Origin of the sequence: Streptomyces sp. NPDC048106 (assembly GCF_040706415.1) — a bacterium.
Lineage (GTDB): Bacteria > Actinomycetota > Actinomycetes > Streptomycetales > Streptomycetaceae > Streptomyces.
This window is the reverse complement of record NZ_JBEZND010000058.1, coordinates 19373-44845: the sequence shown is the minus strand read 5'-3', so window position 1 is coordinate 44845 and position 25473 is coordinate 19373. Positions and strand designations below refer to the sequence as shown.

The following is a 25473-nucleotide window of genomic DNA, read 5'->3' as shown; positions in this document are numbered from 1 at the left end:
GGCATCTCCCGCCTGCACAACCTCGTCCTTGCCGGGTGACGCAGAAACCACCAGGTCACCCGGCACATCAAAGATCATTTACGGGACAGCCCTTAAGTTGGGGGGACTCTCGACTGGCCCTGCTGGACTAAGGGCAGGATCTGATGGCCTCGCAGATGCGGGAGGACAGGACGTGGCGGCTCCGACGGGACCTACGGTCAGGCGTGTCCAACTCGGTAAGGATCTGGAGCGGCTGCGTGAACAGGCCGGCTTCAGCAGCACCGCCAAGGCGGTCAAGCACATGCCCGGCATCAGCGACACGCAGTTGTACCGGGTCGAGCGAGGAACCTCGGCTTTCCGGCGCGCCACCGACCTCGAAGCGGTGCTGAAGGTCTACGGCGTCGAGAACCAGGACGACATCGACTTCCTTGTCGGCATCCACAAGGACAGTCTCAACAGGGGGTGGTGGTCTACCTACTCTCGCGTCATGCCGTCCGGGATGGCGATGTACATCGGCTTGGAGGACGGCGCCAAGGCGATAAAGGCATGGCAGCCCGATGTCGTATTCGGCCTCTTCCAGACCGAGGCGTACGCGCGAGCTGTCTTCGAGTCCAGCAAGCTGGTGGAGGAACGTACGACCGACTTCGTGGAGAAGGGCATCCGTCTCCGCATGGAGCGACAGGAGATCCTGACCAGGGAGAACCCGGTGGAGATCCGGGCCATCCTTGACGAGGCGGCTCTGCGTCGGAAGACGGGCAGCCAGAAGATCATGCGGGAGCAGATTGAGCGGCTGCTCGACCTCGCGGCGATGGACAACGTGACCATCCAGATCCTGCCGCTCGACACTGCAACCTACCGTGCCAACTTCGACTTCACCCTGATGGAGTTCGATGGCGGCATCCCCAACTTCGTCCAGATGGACACGTTCGACGGCGCGTCTACCATCAGCGACAAAGACACTGAAGTCTGGCTGTTCACCCGAAGGTTCGATGCCCTGCGGGACGGCTCCCTGCCGGTCGGACAGACGCCGAAGATTCTGCACCAACTATCCCGAGAGATTTGAGACATGGCCCTCACTGCCTTGGACCTTGCCCCCGAGGGGGACTACTCCGTGTCCTCGTACAGCGGCAACGGCAACAACTGCGTCAAGGTCGCTAACCCCTCCCCCAGTCGCTCGTACGTCGCCGTCTGTGACTCCAAGCACGACAACGGCCCGGCGTTCGCCGTGAGCCCGGAGACGTGGGCTCAGTTCGTCGCCTTCGCTTCGTGATCCAACCCACTGATGTCTTAGGCCACGCACACAGCCACGTGCGTGGCCTCAGACATGAGCGATCTCTGCCGCAGGACCAACCCCGGCCAGCGCTTGCACATCCTGCAATCGGTGGACACGCGGCGCCCACGAGGTCCTACGGTGGGTGGGCAAACGTGTAGCGTCGCTCGCGCGGGAGATGCCGGATGAACGCGGGTCGTCTCTGGATGTCGGAACTTGCCCGCGGCTTAGTGGAGAAGCGGGATCCTGGCGGGCTCATCCGTCTCGGTCGTACGGGGACTTGGCTGGCGGCTGGAGGATCTCGGAGGCCGGCTCAGGTGCTCAGCCGCTACGGTCTCCCGGCTGGAGAGGGCCGGCCGGAAGGCCGACCTCGATCTGCTTAAGGCCGCCGCCGAAGCCGTCGGTATGCCGACACCCTTGCTAGTTGCGTCTCTCGGGTTAACCAGCGCCCCAGCCGTTAGAGTCGTGCCGGATGGGCCATGCTGTGCCGAGGAGGACCCGATGCGTCGCCGCACGCTGCTCGCCGCCGCCGGTCTGGCGGCCCCCGTTTCGCTCCTGGCCGGGGTGAGCAACGCGCTCGCCAGCATGCCGGACCCCACAGGGTCCCCGGTTCCGCTGGACTCTCGCCTTGCCGCTGCCCGCAAACTGTTCGACGCTGGCCAGAACTCCAGGCTGCTGAAGAACCTTCCCGGCCTCATCGCCGATGCGGACCATGCTGCCCGGGGGCACGAGGAGGTCGCGCTCGCTCGCCTGTCGACCGCATACAGCCTGGCTAGCACAGTTTTGACGAAGGTCGGCCACTACGACGGCTCCCGGCTCGCCGCGGACCGGGCCATGCTCTACGCGGAATGGTCCGGATCCCCACTCGCGGCCGCGGCCGCGGCCCGGGAACTGAGTATCGTGCTCCGGCACCAGGACCAGCCGGCTGCCGCCGAGCGTCACATCCTCGACGCGGTCGCCAAGGTCGAGAACACCGGGCTGCGGACCGACGCGCAGGCATCGGCGTACGCACAGATGCTCTGCACCACCTCCTACACCGCAGCCCGCGCCAACGACCGCGATCAAGCACTCACGATGATCCGGGAGGCCGCTCGTGCGGCCCGCGATCTTCCGGCCGAACCACCCGAGGGGCGACTGTTCCCTGTCACTCCGGCCGCTGTCGGTCTGTACACCGTGGGCGTCCACTGGGCCCTTGGGGATGCCGGTGCCGCGATCGATGCCGGCCGGGGGCTACGCGAGGGCCAATTCGCAACACCCGAGCGCAAGGGCCGCATGCACACCGACCTCGGGCGAGCGTGGTGGCAGTGGGGTAAAGCGGAGCAGACCGCCAGCGAGTTGCTGGCAGCCGTACGAGTTTCCCCCAGCGAGGTCCGCGACCGGCCCGCGATCTGGGGGATCGTCGAAGAACTGCGGTCCCGGCACCCGAAGGTGCCGGGCGTACGCGAGCTCGTAGCTGCCGCGGGTGTGACGGCCTGATCTCCCGGATACGCCTGGGCTCGTGGGACGCTTGGTCTCGGCGTGCTGGTTGCCCTGATGGAGTCGTCGTGGTGGTGCGACAATCAAGCAGTTTTGGCGCCCCGGTAGCCTCTTGGTGGGGCCGCTGACCATCAAGTGCCGGGACATCCAGTCACGTTGAGCCTCATGGGAGGCCAGCTATCGGCTCCTGCTGGAGCTTCAGCGGGTAATGCGCCTGTCATCAGGGGATGGCGGCCCAGGTGAGGTGACGGTGTGTCCGCCCGATGCCGCATTTCCGGGCAAGTTCGATCAGGTTCTGCCGCATCTCGACGAGCGTCGCCGTCGGCTCTACCTGGCCAGCGAGGTGGCGGCCATCGGCCACGGTGGGATAACGCTGATGGCTGCGGCTTCCGGAGCCAATACCGCCACCGTCACTGGGGACGTCACCGAACTGGCCGGAGACCCCGGTGCTGGCCAGGAGGGTCTGGGCTCCGAGAGCCGGTCCGGTGACCCACTGAACGCCCCCGCGTCGGCGGGGAGGACTGGTCGTACATGAGGCGCGATCGACCACGCTTCGGAACACCCCCGCGTCGGCGGGGAGGACTCGAGGCCGGTGGCGCCCTCGATCTCGGTGCGCGGAACACCCCCGCGTCGGCGGGGAGGACTTCCGGACGCGGGGTGGCCGATGACGGACACGCGGAACACCCCCGCGTCGGCGGGGAGGACCGCTCACCGGAGACGAGGACGTAGTCGACGTCCGGAACACCCCCGCGTCGGCGGGGAGGACCCGCTACCCGCAGGCTCTCGTGTGCACGACGTCGGAACACCCCCGCGTCGGCGGGGAGGACATCGGCGCCTTCGGTGCGGCCATCGCCGCCCTCGGAACACCCCCGCGTCGGCGGGGAGGACTGGTAGTGGCGGCACAGGTCCGTCAGCGTCCGCGGAACACCCCCGCGTCGGCGGGGAGGACCCGGTGGCCTCCAGCCAGGGGCGGTCCCAGTGCGGAACACCCCCGCGTCGGCGGGAAGGACTTCCCCGTCGGCGGCACGACCTCCTGGTGGAACGGAACACCCCCGCGTCGGCGGGGAGGACGGGCGCGCCTTCTGATGAAGAAGAGGGCCGTGCGGAACACCCCCGCGTCGGCGGGAAGGACGTCGGTCCGCCGAACCGCGCCGGCACCGTCGAGGGAACACCCCCGCGTCGGCGGGGAGGACCAGGAGCCCAAGTCCGTCCCTCAAAGGGGTCTCGGAACACCCCCGCGTCGGCGGGGAGGACGGGGCCGAACCCGAGGGGGTGGTGGGCGAAGACGGAACACCCCCGCGTCGGCGGGGAGGACGGGGTCGGGTTCGACCAGCAGCAGGCCGAGGGCGGAACACCCCCGCGTCGGCGGGGAGGACGTTGCGGTCCTCCCCGAGCTCCTCGGCCGCGGCGGAACACCCCCGCGTCGGCGGGGAGGACTCCCGGGCCGCTGCCTCGCGGCTCGTCTCTCGCGGAACACCCCCGCGTCGGCGGGGAGGACACTTCCTGACCTGCACATCAGGAAGGGCTTTGCACTTCTTTTGCCTTTGGTGCGGCCCTCATCCGTATCAGGGTAAGCCCGTCAAAGTCCTCGGGTGCGCGGCGCCGTGTTCCGGCGGTACGGATCGAGTAGCCTTGCTCGGTTGGTGCGGGGTGGACGAGGACGGCGGCTCCGTCACCCACGGTTTCGGTGACGGCTTGCCAAAGTTGGTCACGGACGCGGGCGGAGACGCTGCCGACGAAGATGCCGGTGACGACTTCGCTGGTCCAGCGGCTGAGGGCGCCACGGAGATGGTCGGGAACGGCGGTGGTGGCGATGACGACCATGGAGGGCATCAGCTGTTTCCTCCGGCGTAGTTGACGCCTGCCGGGAGAATGCCGGCCTTGGGGTCCCAGAGGTGGACCATCTGGACGTCGTGTTTCTCCTGCGGCCCGTCGTCGTCTGCGTGGACGTCGATGTTGTTTGCGTCGCGTGGTGTCAGAAGAGTTTGGACGTCACGGACGATACGGGGCAGGAGTTTCAGGAGACGGAGGTCTTCGCGGAAACGGCGGCGTGCGTCCTGTTCGGGGTTGTCGGAGTTATGGAGGGCGAAGGCCAGCGGCAGGGTCGTCTCCGCCTTGTAGAGATCGGCGACGTCGTAGACGAATGCGTGCTGGGTACCGGCGTGGACGAAGCCGAGAGCCGGGGAGAGGCCGAGCGCGAGAAGGGCCGCGTGGACGATGCCGTAGAGGCAGGTGTTGGCGGCTGACAGGGCCAGGTTGACCGGATCCTGGGCGTCCGTCCCATTGGTCAGGGCGGTAGTTGCGGCGGAAGCGGCCGATGCCGTGCTGTTGGGCGAGGATCTTGTAGAAGGCTTTCATGCGCTGGCCTTCGAGGCCGCGCAGTTGCTCGAGGGTGACGGTGTCGGGGAGGTCGGCGTCCTTGAAGCGCATGCCGTACATGCGTACGGCAACGTCAAGGCGTCGTTCCGGGTCGGACCAGTGGGTGACCTGCTGTTCGAGCCAGTGGGTGGTGAGGGAGTCGGGGAGGATGCCTGCGTAGGCCCGGACTCCTCCTGCGCCAACGCTTACGACGCTGGTGCCGTGGCGGGCCAGTGTGTTCAGGGCGGGGGTGGTGATGGAGACGCCTGGGCCAAGGAGGAGACAGGTCAGGGCCGCGGTGGGGATGTAGACAAGGTCGGTGCGCTCGGCGTCAACCTGGATCTGGGCGCAAACGCCGGTGTCGTCCTGCACGACGCGCACCATGTCGAGGTAGAGGAACGACAGGGAGTCGGCGACCCTCGGCAGCATGGCAAGGGTTGGGGAGGCGAGGCGCCGCCGGGCGTCGCCGCCCCTTCTCGGCGTCCTCATGCTGCCGTCGCGGGGGCAAGGCTGAGCAGTCCGGCGCCATAGGGCTTGCCGCGCCCGATTCCGGCCAGGACGGCCTCGCGGAGGGCGTCGGGGTCCGTTACGGTCGCGGTGCCGTCGTAGCGGACGAGGCTGTGCCGGATGCCCTGTTCCCCCCGCTTGTGGGGGCGTGCTGCCGCGAGGTTGGTAGGAGTGAGAACGTGGAGTTGCAGTCCGGCGTCGGCTGCTCTGCGGAGCCACCACCGGTCGGCGTCGGGTCCGGACAGCGGCACGATGCGACCGCGTTGCCCCTTGGCATCGAGTGGCAGGCGCGCTCGTTTGGCAGGGTTGAGGACGATGCGGTAACGCACTCCGAGCCCTTTGCGCAGGGCGGTGAACATCGGGCCGAGGTCCTTGACGTCCGCGTGGCCGTACCCGGCCGGAAGCCGGGCAGGGTCGAGGCCGGCGGCCTGGACGAGGAGCGTGCTGGCGGTGTCGCTCTCGTCCACTCGGTAGAGCAGCCCGGCCTGGTGCCGTGGGGAGTCCCCGAGGCCGTCGGGGACCATCCGCATGACCGTCTTGTGCATCTGGATGGCGTCGCGCAGGTCTCGCTGCACCTCGCGGCTGTAGGGGTTGAGGCGAATTCGGGCGATCACCGGGTGGTCGTTCATACGCGTTCCTCGGCGTAGGCGATCAGGCGCTCCAGCAGTCCTTGCTGAGGTCCTGCCAGGTTTCGGTTGACCGGTTCGACGGTGCGGTAGAGGCTGCGGCCGACGTGGGTACGTCCCTGCTGGGCGAAGCTCACGGGTACGTCATTGACTTCGACGGTGTCGGCCGACGACGCGCTGCCGCCGTTCGTCGGCTTCTCGCGGAGGAACTCGACGGGGATCGTGTCCTCCTCCGTCTCGCCGTGGGGTGCGGTGCGGCTGAGTGGAACCCTGGTCAGGAGCTCCGTCTCGGGGTCGGCGACATGGCCGCGCAGGAGGAACGGCTCGTCCGGCGGGCAGGAGCGGCGGCCGAGGTACGGGGCCCAGTGCGGGCGCCGAAGCGCTTGGGCGAGCTGTTCCGTCAGGTCGTCCGGGGCGCTCACGGCGACGACGAACACCGCATCGGAGAGGTAGTGCCGGCGGGTGATGACGGCCGCGCCTTTGTTGCCGCCTCCGCTGGTGGCGGCCGTGCGGGCTTTGGGGAAGCCGCCGCCCACGGTGTGGTAGTCCGGTAGCAGGACGCCAGGTCGGTCCACCCGTACGGTCAGTCGCACCTTCTCGTACCGTTTGAGGCCTGCGGTCTCCTCGCGGCCGATGCCCTCGGACGCGGCAAACATGCCGATGAGTGCCGAGCGGGTGGGGAAGGCGGCGGTGTCCCGCACGGCGGTGAACGCGGAGCGCTCGCCCCAGGACTGCAAGGGGCCGGCCAGCCGCAGGAGCAGTCCGCTCACTGCTGCTCCCCCGTGTCCGCGGTGGTGCTGTCAGCGCTGCGCAGAGCGGCGTCCACGGCCGCTTCGACGAGTTGGTGGTAGGAGTCGTGGGCGGCGCCGAGGCCGCTGAGCCTCTCCTCCGGGTCGATGACCGTGTGCCCGTGGAAGGGCCGGTGGCGGTCGCCGGTCAGCCGGTTGATGTTGCGGGCGTACCCGTCGAGCGCCGTGCGGGAGGGCTTGGAGAAGCCGCCCTGGCGGTCGGCGGCCACGGGGGTCTCGAACGCGGCGGCCAGGGACAGCGGCCGGTGCTCACGCACGGCCAGGTAGGCCAGGTCCGGGAGCGTGTGCGGGGCGGTGCTGTTCTTCTTCGCCTGGGGCAGCGACAACAGGAAGTGCTCGGCGAAAGAGGCGAGCACCGTGCGGGCCGCCTTGGTGTCGCCCTCGAGATTCTTCAGCAGATCGGTGACGTTGACGGTGCCGTACCGGTAGAAGACTCCGGCGCTGAACTCGGCGGTGTCGAGGTGGCCGCTGCCCGTCTCGGCCTCACCCAGCCAGTCGTCGACCGCGGTGAAGTAGTCGCGCTGCGGCTCGGCGGCGTGGGTCGTGAAGGCGTGGGCGACCTGGGCCGCGCCGTCCACGTTCGCGTCAGGGAGCTCCGCGAGCATGCGGCCCAGCAGGCTGATGGAGGCGGTGCGCCGCTTGAGGATCGCTTCGACGACGCTGGGCGGCAGAAGCTGGCCCGGGTTCTTCTTGCCGTGGGCTTTCTCGAGGGCCTCGCGGTGCTCGGTGCACACGGTGGCGAGCTCGTCGATGGCGGCTTCGGGCAGAAACAGCAGCACCGACGTGTGACCGGCCTTCTCCGTGCCGATGCCCTTCTTGCCGGCGCTCGCGGCGACCTGGGCGCCGGCGAACGCGGCCAGCTCGGGCGGCCAGCCCGCCCGCTCGAGGGCCTGGCGCACCTTCACCGGCACCATGCGGGTCCGGGCGGCCTTCTCGCCGAGATCCTGCTCGACGCCGTGCCGAATCACCCGCTTCCAGGACTGGCTGGAGACCCGGATCCGCAGTGCGTTGCCGTAGCGCACCTGCTTCGGGGACCCAAGATCGTCACGGTTCAAGTTGGCGGCGGGTACCGACTGCAGGGCGCTCAGGTCCAGGTAGAGAGTCATCGCTCGTTCTCCTCGGGAAGGTCGGGGCCGGCATCGTTGTCGTCGCCAGTGGCGGTGCGGAAGTAGCTGTCGAGCCAGCGCGTGGCGGTGCGGTCCCGGTCGTAGGCCCACCGGGACAGGTCCTTCAGAAGGACCGCCCAGTCGACCGTGATGCCGCCACGGGTGAGCTGGACAATGAGGGCGGGAAGGCCCCGGTGGACAGCATCGCTGCTCTGCCGGGACATCAAATGGAGTGCGCTTTCGGCGGTGTTCGGCTTGAGAATGCCTTTGGTGACGGCGTGGCCGAGGGACGTTCCGAGGTTGGGGCGCTGGTGCCAGACGATGCCGGCGGCGGCCGTCTCGGGCTCGCCCTGGCGAGCGCTCCGGGGCCGTGCGGCGATCAGCGAAGCGACACCGTAGTAGGCCCGCCGGACGTCGCCGTAGCCCTGATCGTCATGGTCACGGAGCCAGGGCACCAGGTATCGGTGCATGTAGTTGCAACGCTCCACCGGCAGGCCCAGGCCCCGGCGCAGCTCGGCGCGTGTTCGGTTGTCCTGGCACAGGCGGTGCACCTCGGCGACGAACCTGTCGTACTTGGTAGGCGGCGCGACAGCCGCCACGGAGTCGGTCATGAGACATCCCTGGTACGGGGGACGGGTGAGATCGCCGACATGATCGGCGTGACGAAGAGGGTGCGGAGCCGGGGTCAGCCCGACTTGGGACCCAGGAGGGCGAGAATCATGGAGCGGGCCCGGTGACGGGCACGTGCCACGCGGATGTCGGCTCGGTTGGCCTGTCCGATCGCCTCGTCCAGCGCGACGAGCGCAGCGTGGACGAACGGCTTGACGGGCTGTTCCGTCCGCCCACCCGGCTCCGTCAGCTTCCAGAAGTCCGCCTCGGCCTTGGGCCAGAAGCGGGTCAGCGCAGCAGATGCCCAAGGGCCGGGCTTGCGGCGGTCCAGCTTGATCTTCCCCTTCGGGGACAGGTCGACGTTCGAGTCCGTGGCGGCCTTCCAGGCGACCCTGGCCGCGAAGTCGAGCCGCTCCCCGACCTGCTCCGCGGACGCGTGGCAGCGCTTGACGTGGTGCGCCATCTCCGCGTCGTTGTCTTCGAGCCAGGTGAGAACCTGCGGAGTCGTCGACCGGAACCAGACGCTGTCCTTCTGCTGGCCATCCTGGTCGAAGCCGTAGGCGCGCACCCGCAGGGCCGGAAGCAGGGAAGGAGGCAGACCCTCCAGAGCGGGCGGCCGCTGGGTGTCCTGCCTGCTGTCCTTCAGCAACAGAGAGTCCAGGTCCCGCCACAGCGCCCGCGCTCCGTCGGCCTCGCGGGCCTGGAACTCCCCGTCCTGGCGACGGTCAAGGATCTGGTACGGGTCGCGCACCTCGGGAGCAGGCTCGTGGGTCGACCAGGTGATGTAGGCGTCGGTCACCTGACGGCCGTCCTGTGACGGCACGAGCAGCACGGCGTGCCGGAACCGTCCGGTCAGCATCCGGCCCGGCCAGGTCATGGGCGCGACGGGCTTCAGAGGATCGGCGAGGTGCTCCTCCTCCCATGGGCAGGTGTCATCGGCGTCCCAGTCGACCTCCGCCTTCGGGCTGGGCACAGCCAGCACCAGGCTGGTGAACAGGTCCGGTCCCCATGGGAAGTAGGAGACCGACTTCCGCAGGGGTGCCGCGTCACCGCTGCCTGTCCGGTCATCGGTGACGCGGCGTGGCGTGCACTGGCCGGAAGGACCGAAGTACAGCTGGGCGATCAGATGCCAGGCGGCCTCCGCGGCCGAAATCGGGACGGGTGCGGTATCGGTGAAGTGACCGAACAGGACGGCGCCGTTGATCCCCGTCGGCCGACCCATCACCAGCTTGTTCACACCCGACGTGTTCGGCTCGCCCTTGGCGTCCACGCACTCGGTCCGCAGCCGCGGGTCCTGCAGGAACGGCCGGTGGTCATCGAACAGGTCGAATCTGCCGTCCGGAACCCGCCTGTCAAAGTACGCGTCCACGTCCTCCGGACGGAACTGGCCTGCCTTCAGCACCCGCTGACGCAGGTGCAGCCACTCCTCGATGTCTTCGGCGATGTCCGGATTGTCAAGACGATCATCGCCGTAACCAGCGATCCTGGCCGCGATCGCGGCCAGGATGCGCATCAGACCCGCTGCCGCCGGCGGCACCGGCAGCTCCAGGTCATCGATCTCATGGGCCTGCTTGAACAACTCCCGCAGTCCCAGGCGCACTGACCCCCCAGTCAGCAGACGCACCGGAATCCACGGCTCGTCCCGCAGGTCGAACCCCCTCGTCAAGGACAGCCCCCTTCACGGTCATGGTCACCACGACCCAGGCACGGCACAGCTCCCCCAAGCCCTGGCGGCGTGGCGTTCGCATTGAAGCAGCTCGCACTGACACAGGAGCTGTGTTCAGCGCCTGCTGCACCAGTAGAGCACCTGCCGGCGTCGCGGCGCAGCAGTTTGAGAAGGTCGAAGGACAGGGGTAGCGGGGGGAAGGGCGCTGCACGGAGACATGCCCCAGGTCGGGTTCAAGTTCCTTGAATTAAAGGCAAGTTCATCCTGATGCGGAGGCAGGTCGTGCAGCGAGCAGCGCCGGGGACGTGGGAGCCACTGGCACCCTGGCTGCTGGTGATAGCCGTCGTCGTGCTCGCCATCGGCGGCCCGGCTGCCGCAGGGTCGTGCACTCTCCTGCTGGCAGGGCGGCCCAGGCTTAGCGTGGTCACGCGCGGTAGCCTGTCCGCGGATGTTGGCCAGAGGCCGCAGGACTCATTCCCCGCCGACGTGGGGGTGTTCCAGTCGAGGGACAGGGGCGGGCACATGGCCCTGAGTCTTCCCCGCCGAAGTGGGGGCGCCGCCGTCGGCCTCTGGCCTCATGCGCGTACCAGACCGAGGTCAACGTCCAGACACAGCGACTTATCGCCGATCTTCACTGCCTGGGCGATCCCCCGCAGGATCGGCAGGCGCAGGATCCGGAGATCCCCCAGCATGGGATGGTCCTTCCAGGACTCAGGAGGGCTGATGCGGTCCGGATCCGCGTCGCGGAACCAGTCGGCGCGTACGGGGATGGTGCGGCGCATCACCTCACGCACCGCCTCAGCCGACATCTGGCCGTTCTGGGACGCTTCCGGCAACGACTGAGTACCCGGGATGTCGAGGGTGATCCGGCCGTCGTCCTGGGCATACGCGCACAGCAGCCGCACCGAATCGGCTCCGAGACGGGTGGACAGTTCCCACTCGTCCTCCTCGCCCTCCAGGTGGTGAAGGTCGTGCAGGCGGGCAACCTGACGGGCGCGAGGAATGGCCTTCAGACCGGCCATGCTCCGTTCGGCGGTGTCCTTGCCGTTGTGTTCCGTCCAGGCTTTCGCCTCACGGCTTCCGGGATCGTTCCACTCGAAGTCCTCGCCATCGCCGTGGACGGCCTCCACCAGATGCTGCACGTCGCCCGGAATCGCGACGACGCCGCTCTCGATTCCTGAGAGCTTCCGGGATGTCCTGCCAAGCAGGTGCTGGGAGTACACCTCACCCCACTGGTCCGGCATGCGGCCGCCATCGGATCGAGCACGACAAGACGGGGCTCGACCGCCCACGCCGGGCGGCTACGGTTTCCGGCGTACCCGTGCCTCTTCCAGTGGTTCTCGTGCCTCCAGCAGCGGCCCGCCCGTTGCAGCAGAAGCGAGAGAGGAGCGAGGTCGCTGATGACGATGTCGGCGTCCAGGTCAAGGGACTGCTCGACGACCTGGGTGGCGACGACGATCCGCCGCAACGGGCGCGGACCGTTCCTGCCCAGGCCCTCGGTAACCCCGCGAGTGCGTTCCTCGCGCACGTCCCCCGGAAAGCGGGCATGCAGAAGCTGCACATCACCGCCGGCTTCGTGGGAACGCCTGTCGAAGACCGCACGGAGTTCGCGGTACGTCTCCTGCGCGTCGCCGACCGTGTTGCACACCACCAGGGCGACGCCGCCCTCGCCCTGAGCCAGAGGTTGCAGGAGCCGCTGGATCACTGCCATGCGGTTGCGGTCTCCGCCTTTCGTGCCCGCCCCGTGCACGACCCGTTCGACAGTGACGCGGAGCCGCATGCTCCGGGCCTGCGCCTGCTCCAACTGGCGGGACGGCGACATCTGGGTGCACCGGCCCGTCTCGCCGTCCACGTACAGCCACCCCGGATACGGTGCCGGGAACGTCTGACCCCGCAGCGACCGAGCGAGGTGCCCTGCACCCTGGAGATACTCCTTGACCAGGCGATCACTCACCGAAGCCGGCAGCGTCGCCGACAGCAGGACGGCCGGCACCCCGTACGCGCCAAGCCAGTTCAGCAGGCGCCCCAAGAGCACCTGCATGTACGGGTCGTAGGCGTGGGCCTCATCCACGACGATCGCCTTGCCCGACAAGGCCAGCAGCCGCAGAGCGTTGTGCCGGACCGGCAGCACCCCCATCAGCGCCTGGTCGATCGTGCCGACAGCGAACTGCGCCAGCAGCGGTCGTTTCGGGCCCCGCAACCACCGCTGCGGCCGCAGGTCCGCCTCCCGGCGGTTGCGTCCGGCCGTGGCCTCATCGCCGTCACAGGTCACCACCGTCTCACCGGCCAGGCCGTCGTCGGCGTATGCGCTGTTGAGCCAGGCCATGCTGTGCACCAGGGTCAGTCCCGCGTCCTGGCCCGACTGATTGAGCAGCGTCTGGGCAACCCGACCGTGCATCTGGTCGCTGGTCGCCATCGTCGGCAGCAAGAACGTGTAGCCCCGCGTCCCAAAGATCTTCGACAGAACCCGTTCCGCCTCCAGCGCTGTTTCGCTCTTGCCGTCCCCGGGCGCCGCAGTCACCAGCAGGATTCCACCGCGTTTCCCCAACCCGGCGAAGGCCGGAAGTTCCTCCATCACCGATCTCTGCAGCGGGTTCGGTTCGTCGGTGATGCCGTACGCCTCGGCGAAGGGCAGGCGCCGCAATTCGACGGGAGCCAGCCCTGCGTCCTTCAACAGCTGCGGGGCATCCGCCTGAGACCGCCGAAAATGAGCCGTCAATGACGGCTCAAGACTCCTCTGACGGCGCCGGAGATATCCCTCCTGGCTCACCAACCAGTCCGCGAGAATCACCACCCCGGTCACCAGCACTGCGGCCGGCGCCCTGAACGATTCCGGCGCGGTCGGAGCCCTCAGCTCCTCATGAACCACTGCGGCATGAGCAACTCGCTGGCGCGCCCACGCGTCACCCCTGAGGAAGGCCGGCCCGACTCCTACGTCCAAGCGGTGAAATCGCCCATGATGGCCACCGATGGTCTCCGCCACGCGCCGACTGGCCGCCAGTTCGTCGTCGTCCTCGAAGCCCAACGCCTCCAGCACCTCAGCCGCGGCCGCCATGCCGGCAACGTCATGACCAACCCAGTCCACGCTCATCTTTTCGCGGCCCGTGCTGAACTCCGCGCTGAGGTGTCGGGCGCCGTGTCGTGAACAGAACTGGAAACCTGACGCCTTGCCGATGTCATGCAACCCGGCGCACAGTCCTACGAGCTCCCGAGCCCGTTCTGGCTCCTCCGCCAGGCCCATGCCTTCGGCGATACGCGCCCGCTGGTTCTCCGACAGGAAGACATCCCAAAGACACAGCGCCATAGCTGCCGCATCAAGGAGATGCCGCACCAACGGATACGGCGGTAGTTGAGGGTCCAGCCCTCGCGACTTCCCCCACAGCGACTCGTCCAACACATCTTGCCGGGGTAACAAGACAGTCCCCTCTCGCCTGGAACCTGGCCCCCAGAGCCTCCCCACAGAGCGGAGTCGACTCGCACTCCCGGCATCCAAGCATCCACCACTGACACTCCGGCAGGCCAACCTCAACGGAGGCACCTCGGCCACGACCGACGCTGCCGCTCCCCGAGGAGACTGTCGCATACCTCGCCACGACAAACAGCATCTTCCAGACGGTCCCGGCTACAGTGAGGCCATGCAGTCCGCCAAGTTCCTCTCCGTTCCAACAACGGCAAAGGACAAGCAAAGCCACTCTTAGGATGCAGGTCAGGAAGAGTCCTCCCCGCCGACGCGGGGGTGTTCCGCCTCCGATGGTGAACAGCAGAATCGAGCGCGTGTCCTCCCCGCCGACGCGGGGGTGTTCCGCGCGGCGTCACCGTACGGTCCATCTATCACCGGTCCTCCCCGCCGACGCGGGGTGTTCCGTCCGCACCCTCAAGGCCTTCGAACGTGCCCTGGTCCTCCCCGCCGACGCGGGGTGTTCCGGGCCTCACCGTGCCCGATCGCACGGTCACCGTGTCCTCCCCGCCGACGCGGGAGTGTTCCGATCAACTCCATTGATGACAGGCTGGGTCTGAAGTCCTCCCCGCCGCGTGCGCGGGCAGCGCCTCGGGGCGCTCCAGGCCGTCCTCCCCGCCGACCGCACGGGATGAACGTGCAGGTCCTCGCCGATCCCGCCGGACGACTGATCTAGGCCTCGGACGCGCTACCCGGAGCCGTGCATGATCTGACCGCGGCCCGGACCCACGGCGTTCCAGCCGTTCTGACCGCCGACGACATCAAGTGCTGGGCCGACAAGGCATATCAAGGCGCAGGACCTGCCGTCCGCGTCCCGATCCGCGGCAAGCACCTACGCGGCTGGCGCCGACGTCACACCGCGATCACGCCAAGATCCGCAGCCTCGGTGAACGCGCCATTGACACCCTCAAATGCTGGCGGCCCCTGCGGAAGCTCCGCTGCAGCACCACCCGGATCACCGCCGTCGTCCGTGCCGTCGTCGCCCTCGAACTCGCCACCTGATCAAGATGGAAAAGGCTCACGGTGTTCGTGGACGAAGTTCTCCCCGTCGGCGCGGGGGTGGTTCCGAACTGCATCGCAGCTTTCGACGCCTTGTAGAGACGTCCTTCCCACCGAGATCGTGCGGCTGCAGCGCGAGCACCTCAGTCGCCTGCGCTCTGCTCGTGATCACCGAGCTGATTCCGTCGGTCGGCGCACTTCTTCTCGCTCGGACTGGAGTAGGAAGGTGCTGCGCCACTGCATGGCCAGCCCCTCACCGCGCCCCAGCTGGTACTTCTCTCGTCCTCGGTCAAGGTAAGCGGCGCCCTGCTCCTCATTGGCCGGACTTTCATCCCCGTCCACCACCATCTGTATGGTGCTAAAGCCCGCGCTGAATACATCGAGGAGTACGAACTCGAATCGATGCTCAGCACGTACTCGCCGTAAGTCCGGACTTGACAGTCAGCCCGGCCTGCCGAATCCTGCGCATTCTATCCGCGATCTTGCATGAGGGTCCACCGACGGCGTCGGTGGACCCTCATGCAAGATCGCGGATAACAGCAAGTATCTGAGAAATCAGAAATGTCCTCCAACACAGGTCAGAAGACCTTTCCGGGTCAATGCCGCAGGTAGGGGCAGACGAGTCGGGCTGTACGCCGGGTTCTGTTCTGCATGCGACACGGAACGCAGCACGGCTGAGGTGAAACGCGGACCATCTCGCTCCTCCCTCCATCAGGCGGCCAAATGCAAGCCAGCTTTAGTCACCGGAAGGCGTCGCACGGAGCACACCTCGGGATACGTGAACGAGACATCGAGCCCCGACCTGGTGGCCAAGCGCTGCTCTCGCAGAACCAGTTCCATCTGCGCGGGTCCGCCAGCTGACTCCTCCTCGTGAGAGATCGACTCCAATGATTCGTAGAACTGCCAGGACGATGACTGAAACGAAAGCTCACCAAGCTCTGGAGCTACCGCCAGGCGGAAAACGAGCTCAACATAAGGCGTTGATCCCGCCCCAGATCGCGCGGCCACCTTTCGTTCGAAGGAATCACCGGGGTGCCCACAGAACTTTCCTTCGTCTGGCATCGTGGGAAGGGACTTCGAGCCGTCGCAGGCGTGCGCGAGGTCCCATTCGTTTTCCAGAACCAGCCGGCGCCTAACGTGGGCCACGCCGGCGACAATCACCGCGATTCCTTTTGCGTGGAGCTTCCGAGAATAAAGGCCACCCACGGAAGCCGCACACATCGCTTCTCCTTGATACAGCTCGGCGACGCGCTCCGCGACTTCCCTGCTCTTAGTTGTCAGAAGCCAGGACTGAAGTCCTGTCCGCCGTCCGGCCCTCCACTCTTCCGCAGTGATCTGACCGACGAGATCTTCACGCCCGCGTATCTGGGCCATGCCAGTTCTCCTGCCCTCGATATTTTGAAGTTCTCAGAATCCACAGGTTCTGGAGTTTGGCTGCGCCGGTGTTCTCGTGTAGGGCTGAAGCCTCACACCCAGCGTCGAATCAGATGCGATGAGGCGGCGCCAGCCCGCCAAACGTCATGCGACAGCCGCCGGATCCCGTTCGGGTCCATGCAGGACGCCTGCCACCCAACGCACTGGCGCCGCATTCGGGTAGAGAATTACCCTCACACCGAAGTCCATGAGGATTTCCTTACGCGCCTGGACATCCAACGCTTTGTCCCAGCGATCCTGCACGGTCTCTCCCGTCGGCCGCCGGACCATACCCGCCGGACGTTCCGGTTCCAATTCGAGTTTGGCCAGCTCTTGTCCCATCGCCGCATACTTCTCCCTGAACCACGCGGCGTCATCTGGCGCGTCATAGAGTCCAGCCTCACGGTCAGCACGCAGGCGCTCCCGGCTGGCTCGGAGTTCGGCCATGCGTTCCGCCACGCCGTTCCCCTCGTCGTAGACCGTCTCGAAGATCATTCCGTCGCCGAACCTCTGCAGGAACCACTCCCCGACATGCGCGTCCAGCAGCTGCGCTCGTATCAGCGGCGCAGGTCGACAGTCCTGTGCGCTCGCCCATCCCTTGTTCCGGGCAGTGCACACATACCGAGGCGGCTCGTCACGGGAGGTCTGCGTGTACAACCGGTTGTGGCACTGGCCGCACTGCGACAGCTCCGTGAGCAAGTAATCTCGGTTGGTACGACGGCCGATCCAGGGCGTCCGCCGGGGAGCCAGTGCCTTCTTCAACGCCTCATGAGTCGGGCGGTCCCACAAGCCCTCGCAGAGTCGCACAGGGTTTCCGTCTCGGTCGATCACCGGCTTGCTCTGGTGCATCAAGTAGCCCAAGGCCGCCTCGGACAGAAGGATGTTCTTCAGACTTGTCGGCTGCCAAGGGCGGCCACTTGCCCGCTTCCCGTACATGACAGCCAAGTGGTCAGCGGGCGAGAGCTCTCCGGTCCGATTCAGGCGGGCCGCCTCGCTACTGATTGTGACGCTCTCTGGATCCGCCAGAATGCGACGGGCGACCGTGCGAATGACAGTCGAGGCATGGGGATGCAGGACGACGTGGTCGATCTTGCCGCCCATCACGGTCCGCACGTACTGGAATCCGTAGGAAGGTTTCCCTTTCGGACGCCCCGCTGCCCGCGTCTTCTCCGTAGCGTTGCGGTTTCGGCGCTGGATGGCCCGCAGTTCCATCTGCGCGCCCCAGGCCTCCATGGTGAAGCGGTTCTCATCGGCCTGGTCATCCAGATCCCACGGGCCGTCATGGCCGTAGGTGACGAGTAGCTTCCCCTCGTCACGCATCTTGTAGCCCGTGTTCAGGCAGTCCACCACGTTGCGGCCGAGCCGGTCCACCGCTGCGGCCACCAACCCGTCGTACGGGCCCCTCTCATCGCGAAGCCACGGGCCCAGTTTCGGCCGGGTCATCGGGTCGGTGGCGCCCGACACCTCCCAGTCGTCGGCCCAGCCGATGATGTGGCCCCGACAGACGCGGCGGCTGTCAGCACGTCCTCGCGCTGCCGCTCCGGAGACGACGTGGCGAGCTTCATCCGCGACAGCCGCCGCACGCCGAGCAGGCACTTCCCGCATCCGTCGTAGGGGCGTTCGATCATGTTCAGGTCCGTACCGCGCAAGATTTCTCCGTTTCGAACACGCAAGGTACGGAGATTTGGCGGCCACACCCAGGATGATCTTGCTCAGCCCAGGAAGCTCAGTCGAACCTGACGGTTGACATTAGAGATGTTGGTGTCGACGAAGGGCACGTAGACGGGCGGCTTGCCGGAAAGCTGGTCGCGCTCGTCCTGGTTGAACCGTTCCTCCAGGGCGCGGACCTCGTGGGGCGGGACGCGGCGCAGGCCGGTCTCGTAGCCGCTGATGGTGGGGACCTGGGCGTAGACGGCCTTGATGCGGCGGTCGGTGGCCGCGAGGACCAGGGTGTGGCCCCCCGCGTAGCTGGAGCCCCAGATGCCGATGCGCTGTTCGTCGACCTCCTCGCGGGTGCCGAGGTAGGTGATGGCCCAGCGCCAGTCGGCTATCTGCTGGTAGGGGTCGATGTCCTGGCGGGGGGTGCCTTCGCTGTCGCCGAAGTTGCGGTGGTCGTGCAGTAGGACGGCGTAGCCGGCTTCGCTGAAGCGGCGGGCGATGTGTTCGATGCCGTGGTAGCGGGTGCCGCCGAAGCCGTGGGCCATGGTGATGGCGGGCAGCGGCCGCTCGGCGTCGTCGGGCAGGAACAGCCAGGCCGCCAGTTCGATGCCGTCGGGCAGGGGGATGCGGACGTCGATGCGCTCGGTCATGGTGATCACCTTTCATGCGGCTGGGTATGCAGCCGCCGTCGTGTCGAGGCAGGAAGTGAGGCGGCTACGGTGGCGCGGGGTTCGCAGAGCGGACGCGGCAGCACGGCAGCGTGAGAGGAGAGGCTCCCGCGGTGATGTATCCACGGGGCGGGGGCGAAGGCTCGCGGATCAGACCTGGTGGGGAGGGATGGTGGCCATCACTTCGCCCAGTTCCCGTTCGGTCGTGCCGCGGGTCTGCAGGCCCTGCTTGAGCAGCCAGGCCGTGCGGGGGGCGACCGAGCCTTCGCGCACCGGGTGCTGGAGGACGACGGCCGCGGCCCGGATCTCCTCGTCGGAGGGTGCGCTGATGCGGGTGACGGCCGTCTTGGTGACCGCGAGGGCGTCCCTCATCATCCCCCGGGCCGGCCTGCGGGCCACCGCGATCGGGTACGTCGCGGCCGTCACCATGCTCGCGCTGATCTCCATACCCTTCGGCGTCTCCGCGCTACGCCGGACGAAGACAACGGCCGCCCCCGCACCGGCGACCCGTCCCCTTGCCGAAGCAGCCGACACCGGGCTCTGACCGTCCCCGGCACACGCAGCCGCCCGCCCACCACGGACCGGCCGTCCGACGCACCCCAGCCGGCGGCCCAGTTCTTCCCCGACAGCCGCCAACGCCACGCTCCGGAGATCCGTGCCTTCAGCGCATGGGCTCCGCACCATCCAGGCATGTGACGCATGACTGCGCCGAGGCGACGGCTTGTCGGTACCTCCCTCGCACCACGACCCAGCGGAGTCGATGTCATGCCGGACCAACTGCCCCCCTCACCCCGGACACTCGGGACCACCACCCGCGGCACGAGCCGTGCTGACCAACCCCCGTCTCAACCGAGGCACCGCCTTCACACAGGCGCAGCGGCGCGAACTGGATCTGGTGGGGCTGATACCGCCCCAGGTGCTGACGCTGGATCAGCAGGCTGCCCGCGCCTACCGGCAGTACAGCGCGCAGCCGACGGACCTGGCCAAGAACGTCTATCTGACCGCGCTGCACGACCGCAACGAGGTGCTGTTCTACCGGCTGATCGGCGACCATCTGGCGGAGGTGCTGCCGATCGTCTACACCCCCACCGTGGGCACCGCCATCGAGCGCTACAGCTTCGAGTACCGCCGCCCGCGCGGTATCTACCTCTCCGCCGACGCGCCGCAGGACATTGAGCGCTCCCTGCGCGCCTCGGGACTCGGCCCCGACGACGTCGACCTGATCGTGGCCACCGACGGAGAAGCTGTCCTCGGGATCGGGGACTGGGGGGTGGGCGGCATCGACATCGCGGTCGGCAAGCTCGCCGTCTACATGGCCGCCGCCGGCATCGATCCGCACCCCACGCTCGCCGTGATGCTGGACGCGGGCACCAACCGTCCCGAGTTGCTGGACAACCCGCTCTACCTCGGCACCCACCACGAACGCGTCGACCAGGACACCTACGACTCCTTCATCGACACCTACGTCACCACGGCCACCGCCCTCTTCCCGAAGGCGCTCCTGCACTGGGAGGACTTCGGTCCGGCCAACGCCCGCCGCATCCTTGAGCGTTACCGGCAGAAGGCGTTCACCTTCAACGACGACATCCAGGGCACCGGCGCCGTCAACCTCGCCGCCGTCCTGGCGGGCGGCCGGGCCGCAAACCTGCCGCTGACGGAGCACCGCATCGTCATCTTCGGCGCCGGCAGTGCGGGCATCGGCATCGCCGACCAGCTCCGACAAGCCCTCATCGCCCAGGGCCTGGACGCCGGCCAGGCCACCTCCCGCATCTGGGCCGTCGACCGGAACGGCCTGCTCACCGAGGGCCAGCAGGGCATGCGCGACTTCCAGCTGCGCTACGCCCGCCGCGCGGCCGAGACCGACGGCTGGCGGCAGGACGCCGAGACCGGCGGCATCCCGCTGGACGAGGTCGTCTCCCAAGTGCGGCCCACCATCCTGATCGGCACCTCCGGTCAGGGCGGCGCCTTCACCGAGACCATCGTCCGCACGATGGCCGCACACGCCGAACGGCCGATCATCCTGCCCATGTCCAACCCCACCCGCCTGGCCGAGGCCGTGCCCTCCGATCTCCTCGCGTGGCCCAAAGGACGGGCCCTGATCGCCACCGGCAGCCCCTTCGGCCCGGTCGAACACGAGGGCATCACCTATCAGATCGGGCAGGCCGACAACGCGCTGGTCTTCCCCGGCCTGGGCCTCGGCGCCCTGGTCGCCGCAGCCGACCGAGTCACCGACACCATGCTCACTGATCGGAGACATCACCCTGGGCCACCTGCCGCCACTCGCGGCCGCTGGAGCTACCGGGGCCCGGCCCCTCCAGCGCGGTGATGCTGAAGGAACCCGGCCCCCTCCCCCGGCAGGGGTATGGGGGCCGCTCCGGTCCGGGCCGGGAACCGGCTGGGGAGGAGGACCCGTAACGGTGGTCGTGCCCCCATCCGGAGCAGGCGGGCAGGCCGCCGCTGCCGCGCGGGCCTAGCGTGACGAGGGGCAGCGATGTGATGGGAGTGGCTGGGGATGCGGGTCGTCGTCGATCTCAACCGTTGCCAGGGTTATGCCCAGTGTGTGTTTCTCGCCCCCGATGTGTTCGAGCTGCATGGCGAGGAAGCGCTGCTCTACAACCCGGCCGTGCCCGAGGATCAGATCGAGTCCGTCCGGCAAGCCGCGGCGGCGTGTCCGGTGCAGGCCATCCTCGTGGGAGAGGAGGCGAGTGCCAGTGTCCGGTGAGCTGCGCGAGGGGCGGATCGTGATCGTCGGCGCGTCGCTGGCCGGGCTGCGGGCCGCTGAGACCCTGCGGGAGGAGGGGTTCACCGGTTCGCTGACCGTGGTCGGGGACGAGCCGCATCCGCCGTACGACCGCCCTCCGCTGTCCAAGCAGGTGCTGCTGGGCAAGGCGGCGGCGACCGCCGTGGGGCTGCCGATGCGCCGGGACCCGGAGGCGGAGTGGCGGCTCGGGGTGCGTGCCACCGGTCTCGACGAGGTGGGGAAGCGGGTGCTGCTGGCCGACGGCGAGGCACTTGCGTACGACCGGCTGTTGATCGCCACCGGTACCCGGGCCCGGCCGTGGCCGGACGCGGATCAGGCCGCGCTGGACGGGGTGTTCACCGTGCGGACCGTCGATGACGCCGGCCGGCTGGCCGAGCGCCTGGACGCCGGGCCGCGCCGGGTGCTGGTGATCGGCGGTGGTTTCACCGGCTCGGAGATCGCTTCCGCCTGCCGCGAACGCGGCATCGAGGTGACGCTCGCGGAGCGCGGCGCCGCACCCCTGGTGGGCGCGCTCGGCGGGACACTGGGCATGCTCGCCGACAGACTGCAGCGCCACCATGGTGTTGACCTGCGGTGCGGAGTGACGGTCACCGCGCTTCGGGGTGACGCCGACGGGCGGTTCATCGGCGCGGAACTGTCCGACGGCAGCCATGTCGAGGCCGATATTGCCGTGGTCGCCCTCGGCGCGGTGCGCAACACCGAGTGGCTGGCTGACTCCGGTCTTGCCGCGGGTCCGCGCGGAGTCGCCTGCGATGCCGGGTGCCGCGCCTTCGACATGTACGGCATCGTCACCGACGACATCTTCGTAGCCGGCGACGTGTCCCGCTTCCCGCATCCGCTGTACGAGTACCAGTTGATGTCGCTGGAGCACTGGGGCAACGCGGTGGCACAGGCGGAGGTGGCGGCCCACAACATGGTGAACCCGGGGCCGCGCCGGCGTCCCCACCTGGCTGTTCCGGCCTTCTGGTCGAGCCAGTTCGGGCTCAACATCAAGTCCGTCGGCGTCCCCACCTTCTCCGACCACGTCGTCCTCGCCCAGGGCTCACTGGAGCAAGGCCGCCTGGTGGCGGTCTACGGCTACCGGGGCAGGATCACGGCTGCGGTCACCATCAACATGGGCAAGTGGCTGGAGTACTACCAGCACCTGATCGAAACGGCTGCTCCGTTCCCGCCCGCGCCCGACGCGGCCGACCGCTCGGCTGCCGCAGCCTTCCCGGTCCACTCCGACGTGCCGGACCCGAAAGTGCTCTCCCACGGTCCCACCGTCTCCCTCACCGGCCACCTGCCCGATCGCCGGCTGACCAGGGTCTGGCCCACCGGCTGACCCAAGTCCCACCCCGCCGATCAGGAGTCTCAATGATTGAGTCAAGCCGCCTGCGTGACCGGCGGGGCGGAGGTGAACGTCCTCCCGTCACGCAGCAGTGCCCAAAGCGCGCTCGCCCGCCGGCGGGCCAGTGCGATGACGGCCTGGACGTGTTTGCAGCCCTCGCCCCGTTTCTTCAGGTAGAAGTCCCGGTTGGGCCCTTCGCGGATGATGCTGGTCTGCGCGGACATGTAGAACACGCGTCGCAGGCGGCGGCTGTAGCGCTTGGGCCGGTGCAAGTTGCCGGTGCGGCGTCCGGAGTCGCGGGGGACGGGCACGAGCCCGGCCGCCGAGGCCGGATAGCCGGCGTCGGCGTAGGCCGCGAGGTCTCCGGCGGCGACGACGAACTCGGCCCCGAGTATCGGGCCCATGCCGGGCATGGACTCGATGATCTCCGCCTGCGGGTGGCTGCGGAAGGTCTCGCCGATCTGCTTGTCGATCCGTTTCAGCCGGTCGTCCAGCGCCGGGATCTGCGCGGCCAGGTCGGCCACGATCTGGGCGGCGACGTCCTCGCCGGGCAGCGCGGTCTGCTGAGCCTGAGCGGCTTCCAGCGCGGTCGCGGCCACCGCGTCGGCGCCGCGGACACCGCGATTGGCCGGCCAGGCCGTCAGCCTCGCCCGGCCGCGGCGGCGGATCGCCGCCGGGAGCTGGTAACCGGTCAGCAGTGTCAGCGCGCCCTTGTGGTTGCTGTAGTCGAAGGCCCGCTCCAGCGCGGGGAAGACGCCGGTCAGGACGTCACGCAGCCGGTTGATCATCCGCACCCGGTCGGCCATCAGATCGGACCGGTGCGCGGTCAGCAGCGCAAGATCCGCCGCGAGCTGGGCGGGAACGTCGATCGTCGCGAAGTCCCGGCGGTGGCGGGAGGTCTCCGCGATCACGTAGGCGTCGCGGGCGTCGGTCTTCGCCTCGCCCCGGTAGGCGCCGGACATGCGGTTGACCGTTCGTCCGGGCACGTAGACCGCTTGCTGGCCGTGGGCCGCGAGCAGGGCCAGCAGCAGCGCCGAGGACGTGCCGGAGATGTCCACCGCCCAATGGGCCTTGTCCGCCAGGTCGAGGAGCTCGCCGAGCGCAGTCAGGATCACCGCCTCGTCGTTCTCGATCTTCTTCGACCACAGCGTTGCGCCGGTCTCATCGACCGCCGCCGCCCAGTGGTGCCCCTTGCCCGCGTCGATACCGACCCAGACCTCGGCCTTCCGACCGCTCACGCGTCCCTCCCCGGTCCGTACAGCGTTGCTGTCGGCCCGAGGAACACCCCGCTGTCATCTCCGTAAAAAGCGACCGAAGCGCACATCTCAATCAGCAGCCAGGGCGCCCCGGAGAGCCGGACGGCCACTCCTGGCAAGCCACTGAAGGCAAGACCTCATAAGCCACAACCGGCCCTCCCGGGCCGATCAACACCTTACGGAGCCCTCATGACCCCGGACACCCTGCTGGCACGGATCACCGACTACGCCAGCCGCCCCGACCCCTACCCCCTCTACGCGGAACTGCGCGAGGCGGGCGGCGTGGTGCGCCAGACCGATGGCAGCTACCTGGTCGGCACGTACCACGAGATCAACGCCCTGCTTCACGACCCACGCATCAGCTCGGACCAACGCAACCTCAGCGAGCCCTACCGAGGTCTGGCCGAGGAAGAGCAGCAGCCGGCGGCCTTCATCAGCCTCGACGACCCCGAACACCATCGAGTGCGGTCGATCGTGACGCGCCCCTTCGGGCCGCCGCACAGTCCGGGCCGGATCCACGCCATGCGCGGCGAGATCGCCCGAATCACCGAGGAACTGATCGACGCCTTCGGTGACCGCAAGCGGATCGACCTGGTCGACGACTTCGCCTACCCGCTCCCCGTCGCGGTCATCTGCCGTCTGCTCGGCGTACCGCGCGAGGACGAGCCGCTCTTCCGCGCCTGGTCCACCACGATGATCGAGGCAGCCGACGTGCGGCCCGGCGAAGACCACACCGAGGTCCGCCGGGCGGCTACGAGGGCCCGCGAGGATATGGGGGACTACCTGGTAGGCCTCGCCGAGCAGCGCCGCGGCAAGCCGACCGACGACATGCTCTCCGCGTTCATCAACGAGCCCGACCCGGCCCACCGCCTCACACGCGAAGAGCTGGCGAACAACGGGGCGATCCTGCTGCTCGCCGGGCACGAGACGACCGTCAACCTGATCACCAACGGGATGCTCACCCTGCTGCGCCACCCCGACCAACTGGAGCGGCTGCGCCGCGAACCCGCGCTGATGCCGAAGGTGGTCGAGGAACTGCTGCGCTACGAACCCCCCGTCCACCTCGTGCCGACCCGCACGCCCCTGGTCGACGTGAAGGTCGCGGGCGCCACCGTCCCCAAAGGCGTGCGGCTGGTGCTGGTGTTGGCCTCCGGCAGCCGTGACCCCGTGCGCTTCCGCGAGCCCGACCGGTTCGATCCGACGCGGGAGGACAACGCGCACCTCGGCTTCGGTGGCGGCGTCCACATCTGCTACGGCGCCGCTCTGGCCCGGATGGAGGCGCAGATCGCGCTCGACGCGCTCACCCAGCGCCTCGGCAGTGCCCGCCTGGTCGAGGACCCGCCGCAGTACCGGGCCAGTGCCACCCTCCGGGGCCCCCGGCACCTACCCGTCGACCTCTGAACCGGCCACCGGGAGGGTAACTCGCGCGCCGGGCTCCTTCGAGCCGTACGCTGCTCCGGCTGAAGGAGTTGTTGTTCCCGTCGATCGTGGACGGCGCCGTGCCATATGCGGAGCCTTACCCGA

The 25473-nt window shown here is 68.3% G+C and carries 20 protein-coding genes, 3 pseudogenes and 1 CRISPR repeat array; of the genes and pseudogenes, 9 read left to right on the top strand and 14 right to left on the bottom strand.

The annotated features are described in order from the left end of the window. Positions 1–172: 172 nt before the first annotated feature. From AB0927_RS37450 to AB0927_RS37435, 4 genes and pseudogenes are all read left to right on the top strand, one after another. Positions 173–1042 (top strand): helix-turn-helix transcriptional regulator, encoded by an 870-nt coding sequence (locus tag AB0927_RS37450; RefSeq protein ID WP_366672304.1) that lies wholly within the window; start codon positions 173–175, stop codon positions 1040–1042. Between the two features lie 3 nt (positions 1043–1045). After that, positions 1046–1249, top strand: a complete 204-nt coding sequence (locus AB0927_RS37445) for a DUF397 domain-containing protein (protein ID WP_366672303.1) — start codon at positions 1046–1048, stop codon at positions 1247–1249. A 291-nt stretch (positions 1250–1540) separates the two neighbouring features. Further along, positions 1541–2725, top strand: coding sequence for a helix-turn-helix transcriptional regulator (locus tag AB0927_RS37440; protein ID WP_366672306.1), 1185 nt, complete (start codon positions 1541–1543; stop codon positions 2723–2725). Between the two features lie 244 nt (positions 2726–2969). Further along, a pseudogene (locus AB0927_RS37435) lies at positions 2970–3161 on the top strand (hypothetical protein); the annotation flags it as partial. A gap of 57 nt (positions 3162–3218) precedes the next feature. Beyond that, a CRISPR array of direct repeats spans positions 3219–4223; the repeat unit is 29 nt; unit sequence CGGAACACCCCCGCGTCGGCGGGGAGGAC. Between the two features lie 17 nt (positions 4224–4240). Here the strand turns inward: AB0927_RS37435 and cas2e are convergent. The 9 genes and pseudogenes from cas2e to cas3 all read right to left on the bottom strand — a co-directional run bounded on the left by cas2e (position 4241) and on the right by cas3 (position 13989). Next, on the bottom strand, positions 4241–4558 hold the full coding sequence (cas2e, locus tag AB0927_RS37430; RefSeq protein ID WP_366672302.1) for a type I-E CRISPR-associated endoribonuclease Cas2e: 318 nt from the start codon (positions 4556–4558) through the stop codon (positions 4241–4243). Further along, positions 4558–5512 (bottom strand): annotated as a pseudogene (gene cas1e / locus AB0927_RS37425) (type I-E CRISPR-associated endonuclease Cas1e). Before cas1e ends, cas2e begins: the two are co-directional and overlap by 1 nt. Before the next feature lie 56 nt (positions 5513–5568). Further along, positions 5569–6219 (bottom strand): type I-E CRISPR-associated protein Cas6/Cse3/CasE, encoded by a 651-nt coding sequence (gene cas6e, locus AB0927_RS37420; RefSeq protein WP_366672301.1) that lies wholly within the window; start codon positions 6217–6219, stop codon positions 5569–5571. Continuing rightward, on the bottom strand, positions 6216–6986 hold the full coding sequence (cas5e, locus tag AB0927_RS37415) for a type I-E CRISPR-associated protein Cas5/CasD (RefSeq protein WP_366672300.1): 771 nt from the start codon (positions 6984–6986) through the stop codon (positions 6216–6218). Before cas5e ends, cas6e begins: the two co-directional genes overlap by 4 nt. Then, positions 6983–8131 (bottom strand): type I-E CRISPR-associated protein Cas7/Cse4/CasC, encoded by a 1149-nt coding sequence (gene cas7e, locus AB0927_RS37410; protein WP_366672298.1) that lies wholly within the window; start codon positions 8129–8131, stop codon positions 6983–6985. The genes cas5e and cas7e overlap by 4 nt, the downstream gene beginning before the upstream one ends. Beyond that, positions 8128–8742: a type I-E CRISPR-associated protein Cse2/CasB gene (casB, locus tag AB0927_RS37405; protein WP_366672297.1), complete on the bottom strand. Its 615-nt coding sequence runs from the start codon at positions 8740–8742 to the stop codon at positions 8128–8130. The genes cas7e and casB overlap by 4 nt, the downstream gene beginning before the upstream one ends. A 74-nt stretch (positions 8743–8816) precedes the next feature. Beyond that, positions 8817–10406 carry a type I-E CRISPR-associated protein Cse1/CasA gene (gene casA / locus AB0927_RS37400; RefSeq protein WP_366672296.1) on the bottom strand — a complete coding sequence of 530 codons (1590 nt, stop codon included), beginning with the start codon at positions 10404–10406 and terminating at the stop codon, positions 8817–8819. 575 nt (positions 10407–10981) lie between these two features. Next, a complete protein-coding gene (locus tag AB0927_RS37395; RefSeq protein ID WP_366672295.1) occupies positions 10982–11428 on the bottom strand; it encodes a hypothetical protein in 447 nt (148 codons plus the stop codon). Beyond that, a complete protein-coding gene (cas3, locus tag AB0927_RS37390; RefSeq protein ID WP_366672294.1) occupies positions 11416–13989 on the bottom strand; it encodes a CRISPR-associated helicase Cas3' in 2574 nt (857 codons plus the stop codon). The genes AB0927_RS37395 and cas3 overlap by 13 nt, the downstream gene beginning before the upstream one ends. A 493-nt stretch (positions 13990–14482) precedes the next feature. Here cas3 and AB0927_RS37385 point away from each other — a divergent pair. Beyond that, a pseudogene (locus AB0927_RS37385) lies at positions 14483–14865 on the top strand (transposase family protein); the annotation flags it as partial. Positions 14866–15573: 708 nt separating this feature from the next. Here AB0927_RS37385 and AB0927_RS37380 read toward each other — a convergent pair. The 4 genes from AB0927_RS37380 to AB0927_RS37365 all read right to left on the bottom strand — a co-directional run bounded on the left by AB0927_RS37380 (position 15574) and on the right by AB0927_RS37365 (position 19049). Continuing rightward, complete coding sequence (locus tag AB0927_RS37380; RefSeq protein ID WP_366672293.1) at positions 15574–16236, bottom strand: hypothetical protein; 663 nt, start codon at positions 16234–16236, stop codon at positions 15574–15576. A gap of 144 nt (positions 16237–16380) precedes the next feature. Beyond that, complete coding sequence (locus tag AB0927_RS37375) at positions 16381–17880, bottom strand: recombinase family protein (RefSeq protein WP_366672292.1); 1500 nt, start codon at positions 17878–17880, stop codon at positions 16381–16383. 107 nt (positions 17881–17987) lie between these two features. Further along, the gene (locus AB0927_RS37370) at positions 17988–18584 is read right to left on the bottom strand and encodes an alpha/beta fold hydrolase (RefSeq protein ID WP_366672291.1); all 597 of its coding nucleotides are present in this window, start codon (positions 18582–18584) and stop codon (positions 17988–17990) included. Positions 18585–18752: 168 nt separating this feature from the next. Further along, the gene (locus AB0927_RS37365) at positions 18753–19049 is read right to left on the bottom strand and encodes a hypothetical protein (RefSeq protein ID WP_366672290.1); all 297 of its coding nucleotides are present in this window, start codon (positions 19047–19049) and stop codon (positions 18753–18755) included. Between the two features lie 379 nt (positions 19050–19428). Here AB0927_RS37365 and AB0927_RS37360 point away from each other — a divergent pair, with 379 nt between their 5' ends. From AB0927_RS37360 to AB0927_RS37350, 3 genes are all read left to right on the top strand, one after another. Next, positions 19429–20928 (top strand): NAD-dependent malic enzyme, encoded by a 1500-nt coding sequence (locus AB0927_RS37360; RefSeq protein WP_366672289.1) that lies wholly within the window; start codon positions 19429–19431, stop codon positions 20926–20928. Positions 20929–21114: 186 nt separating this feature from the next. Further along, positions 21115–21324 carry a ferredoxin gene (locus tag AB0927_RS37355; protein ID WP_366672288.1) on the top strand — a complete coding sequence of 70 codons (210 nt, stop codon included), beginning with the start codon at positions 21115–21117 and terminating at the stop codon, positions 21322–21324. Further along, positions 21314–22687 carry an FAD-dependent oxidoreductase gene (locus AB0927_RS37350; protein ID WP_366672287.1) on the top strand — a complete coding sequence of 458 codons (1374 nt, stop codon included), beginning with the start codon at positions 21314–21316 and terminating at the stop codon, positions 22685–22687. Before AB0927_RS37355 ends, AB0927_RS37350 begins: the two co-directional genes overlap by 11 nt. Before the next feature lie 41 nt (positions 22688–22728). Here AB0927_RS37350 and AB0927_RS37345 read toward each other — a convergent pair whose 3' ends face one another. Further along, positions 22729–23931 (bottom strand): IS110 family transposase, encoded by a 1203-nt coding sequence (locus AB0927_RS37345; RefSeq protein ID WP_366672286.1) that lies wholly within the window; start codon positions 23929–23931, stop codon positions 22729–22731. Between the two features lie 207 nt (positions 23932–24138). On the opposite strand from AB0927_RS37345, the gene AB0927_RS37340 reads away from it, so the two are divergent. Then, positions 24139–25350 (top strand): cytochrome P450, encoded by a 1212-nt coding sequence (locus AB0927_RS37340; protein WP_366672285.1) that lies wholly within the window; start codon positions 24139–24141, stop codon positions 25348–25350. Positions 25351–25473 lie beyond the last annotated feature (123 nt).

Bases quoted from the DNA above. Each gene is read 5' to 3' on its own strand.
- AB0927_RS37365 (WP_366672290.1), bottom strand. From the start codon at position 19,049: ATGGAGATCAGCGCGAGCATGGTGACGGCCGCGACGTACCCGATCGCG.
- AB0927_RS37445 (WP_366672303.1), top strand. From the start codon at position 1,046: ATGGCCCTCACTGCCTTGGACCTTGCCCCCGAGGGGGACTACTCCGTG.
- AB0927_RS37395 (WP_366672295.1), bottom strand. From the start codon at position 11,428: ATGGCCGGTCTGAAGGCCATTCCTCGCGCCCGTCAGGTTGCCCGCCTG.
- AB0927_RS37355 (WP_366672288.1), top strand. From the start codon at position 21,115: ATGCGGGTCGTCGTCGATCTCAACCGTTGCCAGGGTTATGCCCAGTGT.
- AB0927_RS37375 (WP_366672292.1), bottom strand. From the start codon at position 17,880: ATGCGGGAAGTGCCTGCTCGGCGTGCGGCGGCTGTCGCGGATGAAGCT.
- cas7e (WP_366672298.1), bottom strand. From the start codon at position 8,131: ATGACTCTCTACCTGGACCTGAGCGCCCTGCAGTCGGTACCCGCCGCC.
- AB0927_RS37380 (WP_366672293.1), bottom strand. From the start codon at position 16,236: ATGGCCCAGATACGCGGGCGTGAAGATCTCGTCGGTCAGATCACTGCG.
- cas2e (WP_366672302.1), bottom strand. From the start codon at position 4,558: ATGCCCTCCATGGTCGTCATCGCCACCACCGCCGTTCCCGACCATCTC.
- cas3 (WP_366672294.1), bottom strand. From the start codon at position 13,989: ATGCGACAGTCTCCTCGGGGAGCGGCAGCGTCGGTCGTGGCCGAGGTG.
- AB0927_RS37370 (WP_366672291.1), bottom strand. From the start codon at position 18,584: ATGACCGAGCGCATCGACGTCCGCATCCCCCTGCCCGACGGCATCGAA.
- cas6e (WP_366672301.1), bottom strand. From the start codon at position 6,219: ATGAACGACCACCCGGTGATCGCCCGAATTCGCCTCAACCCCTACAGC.
- AB0927_RS37340 (WP_366672285.1), top strand. From the start codon at position 24,139: ATGACCCCGGACACCCTGCTGGCACGGATCACCGACTACGCCAGCCGC.
- casB (WP_366672297.1), bottom strand. From the start codon at position 8,742: ATGACCGACTCCGTGGCGGCTGTCGCGCCGCCTACCAAGTACGACAGG.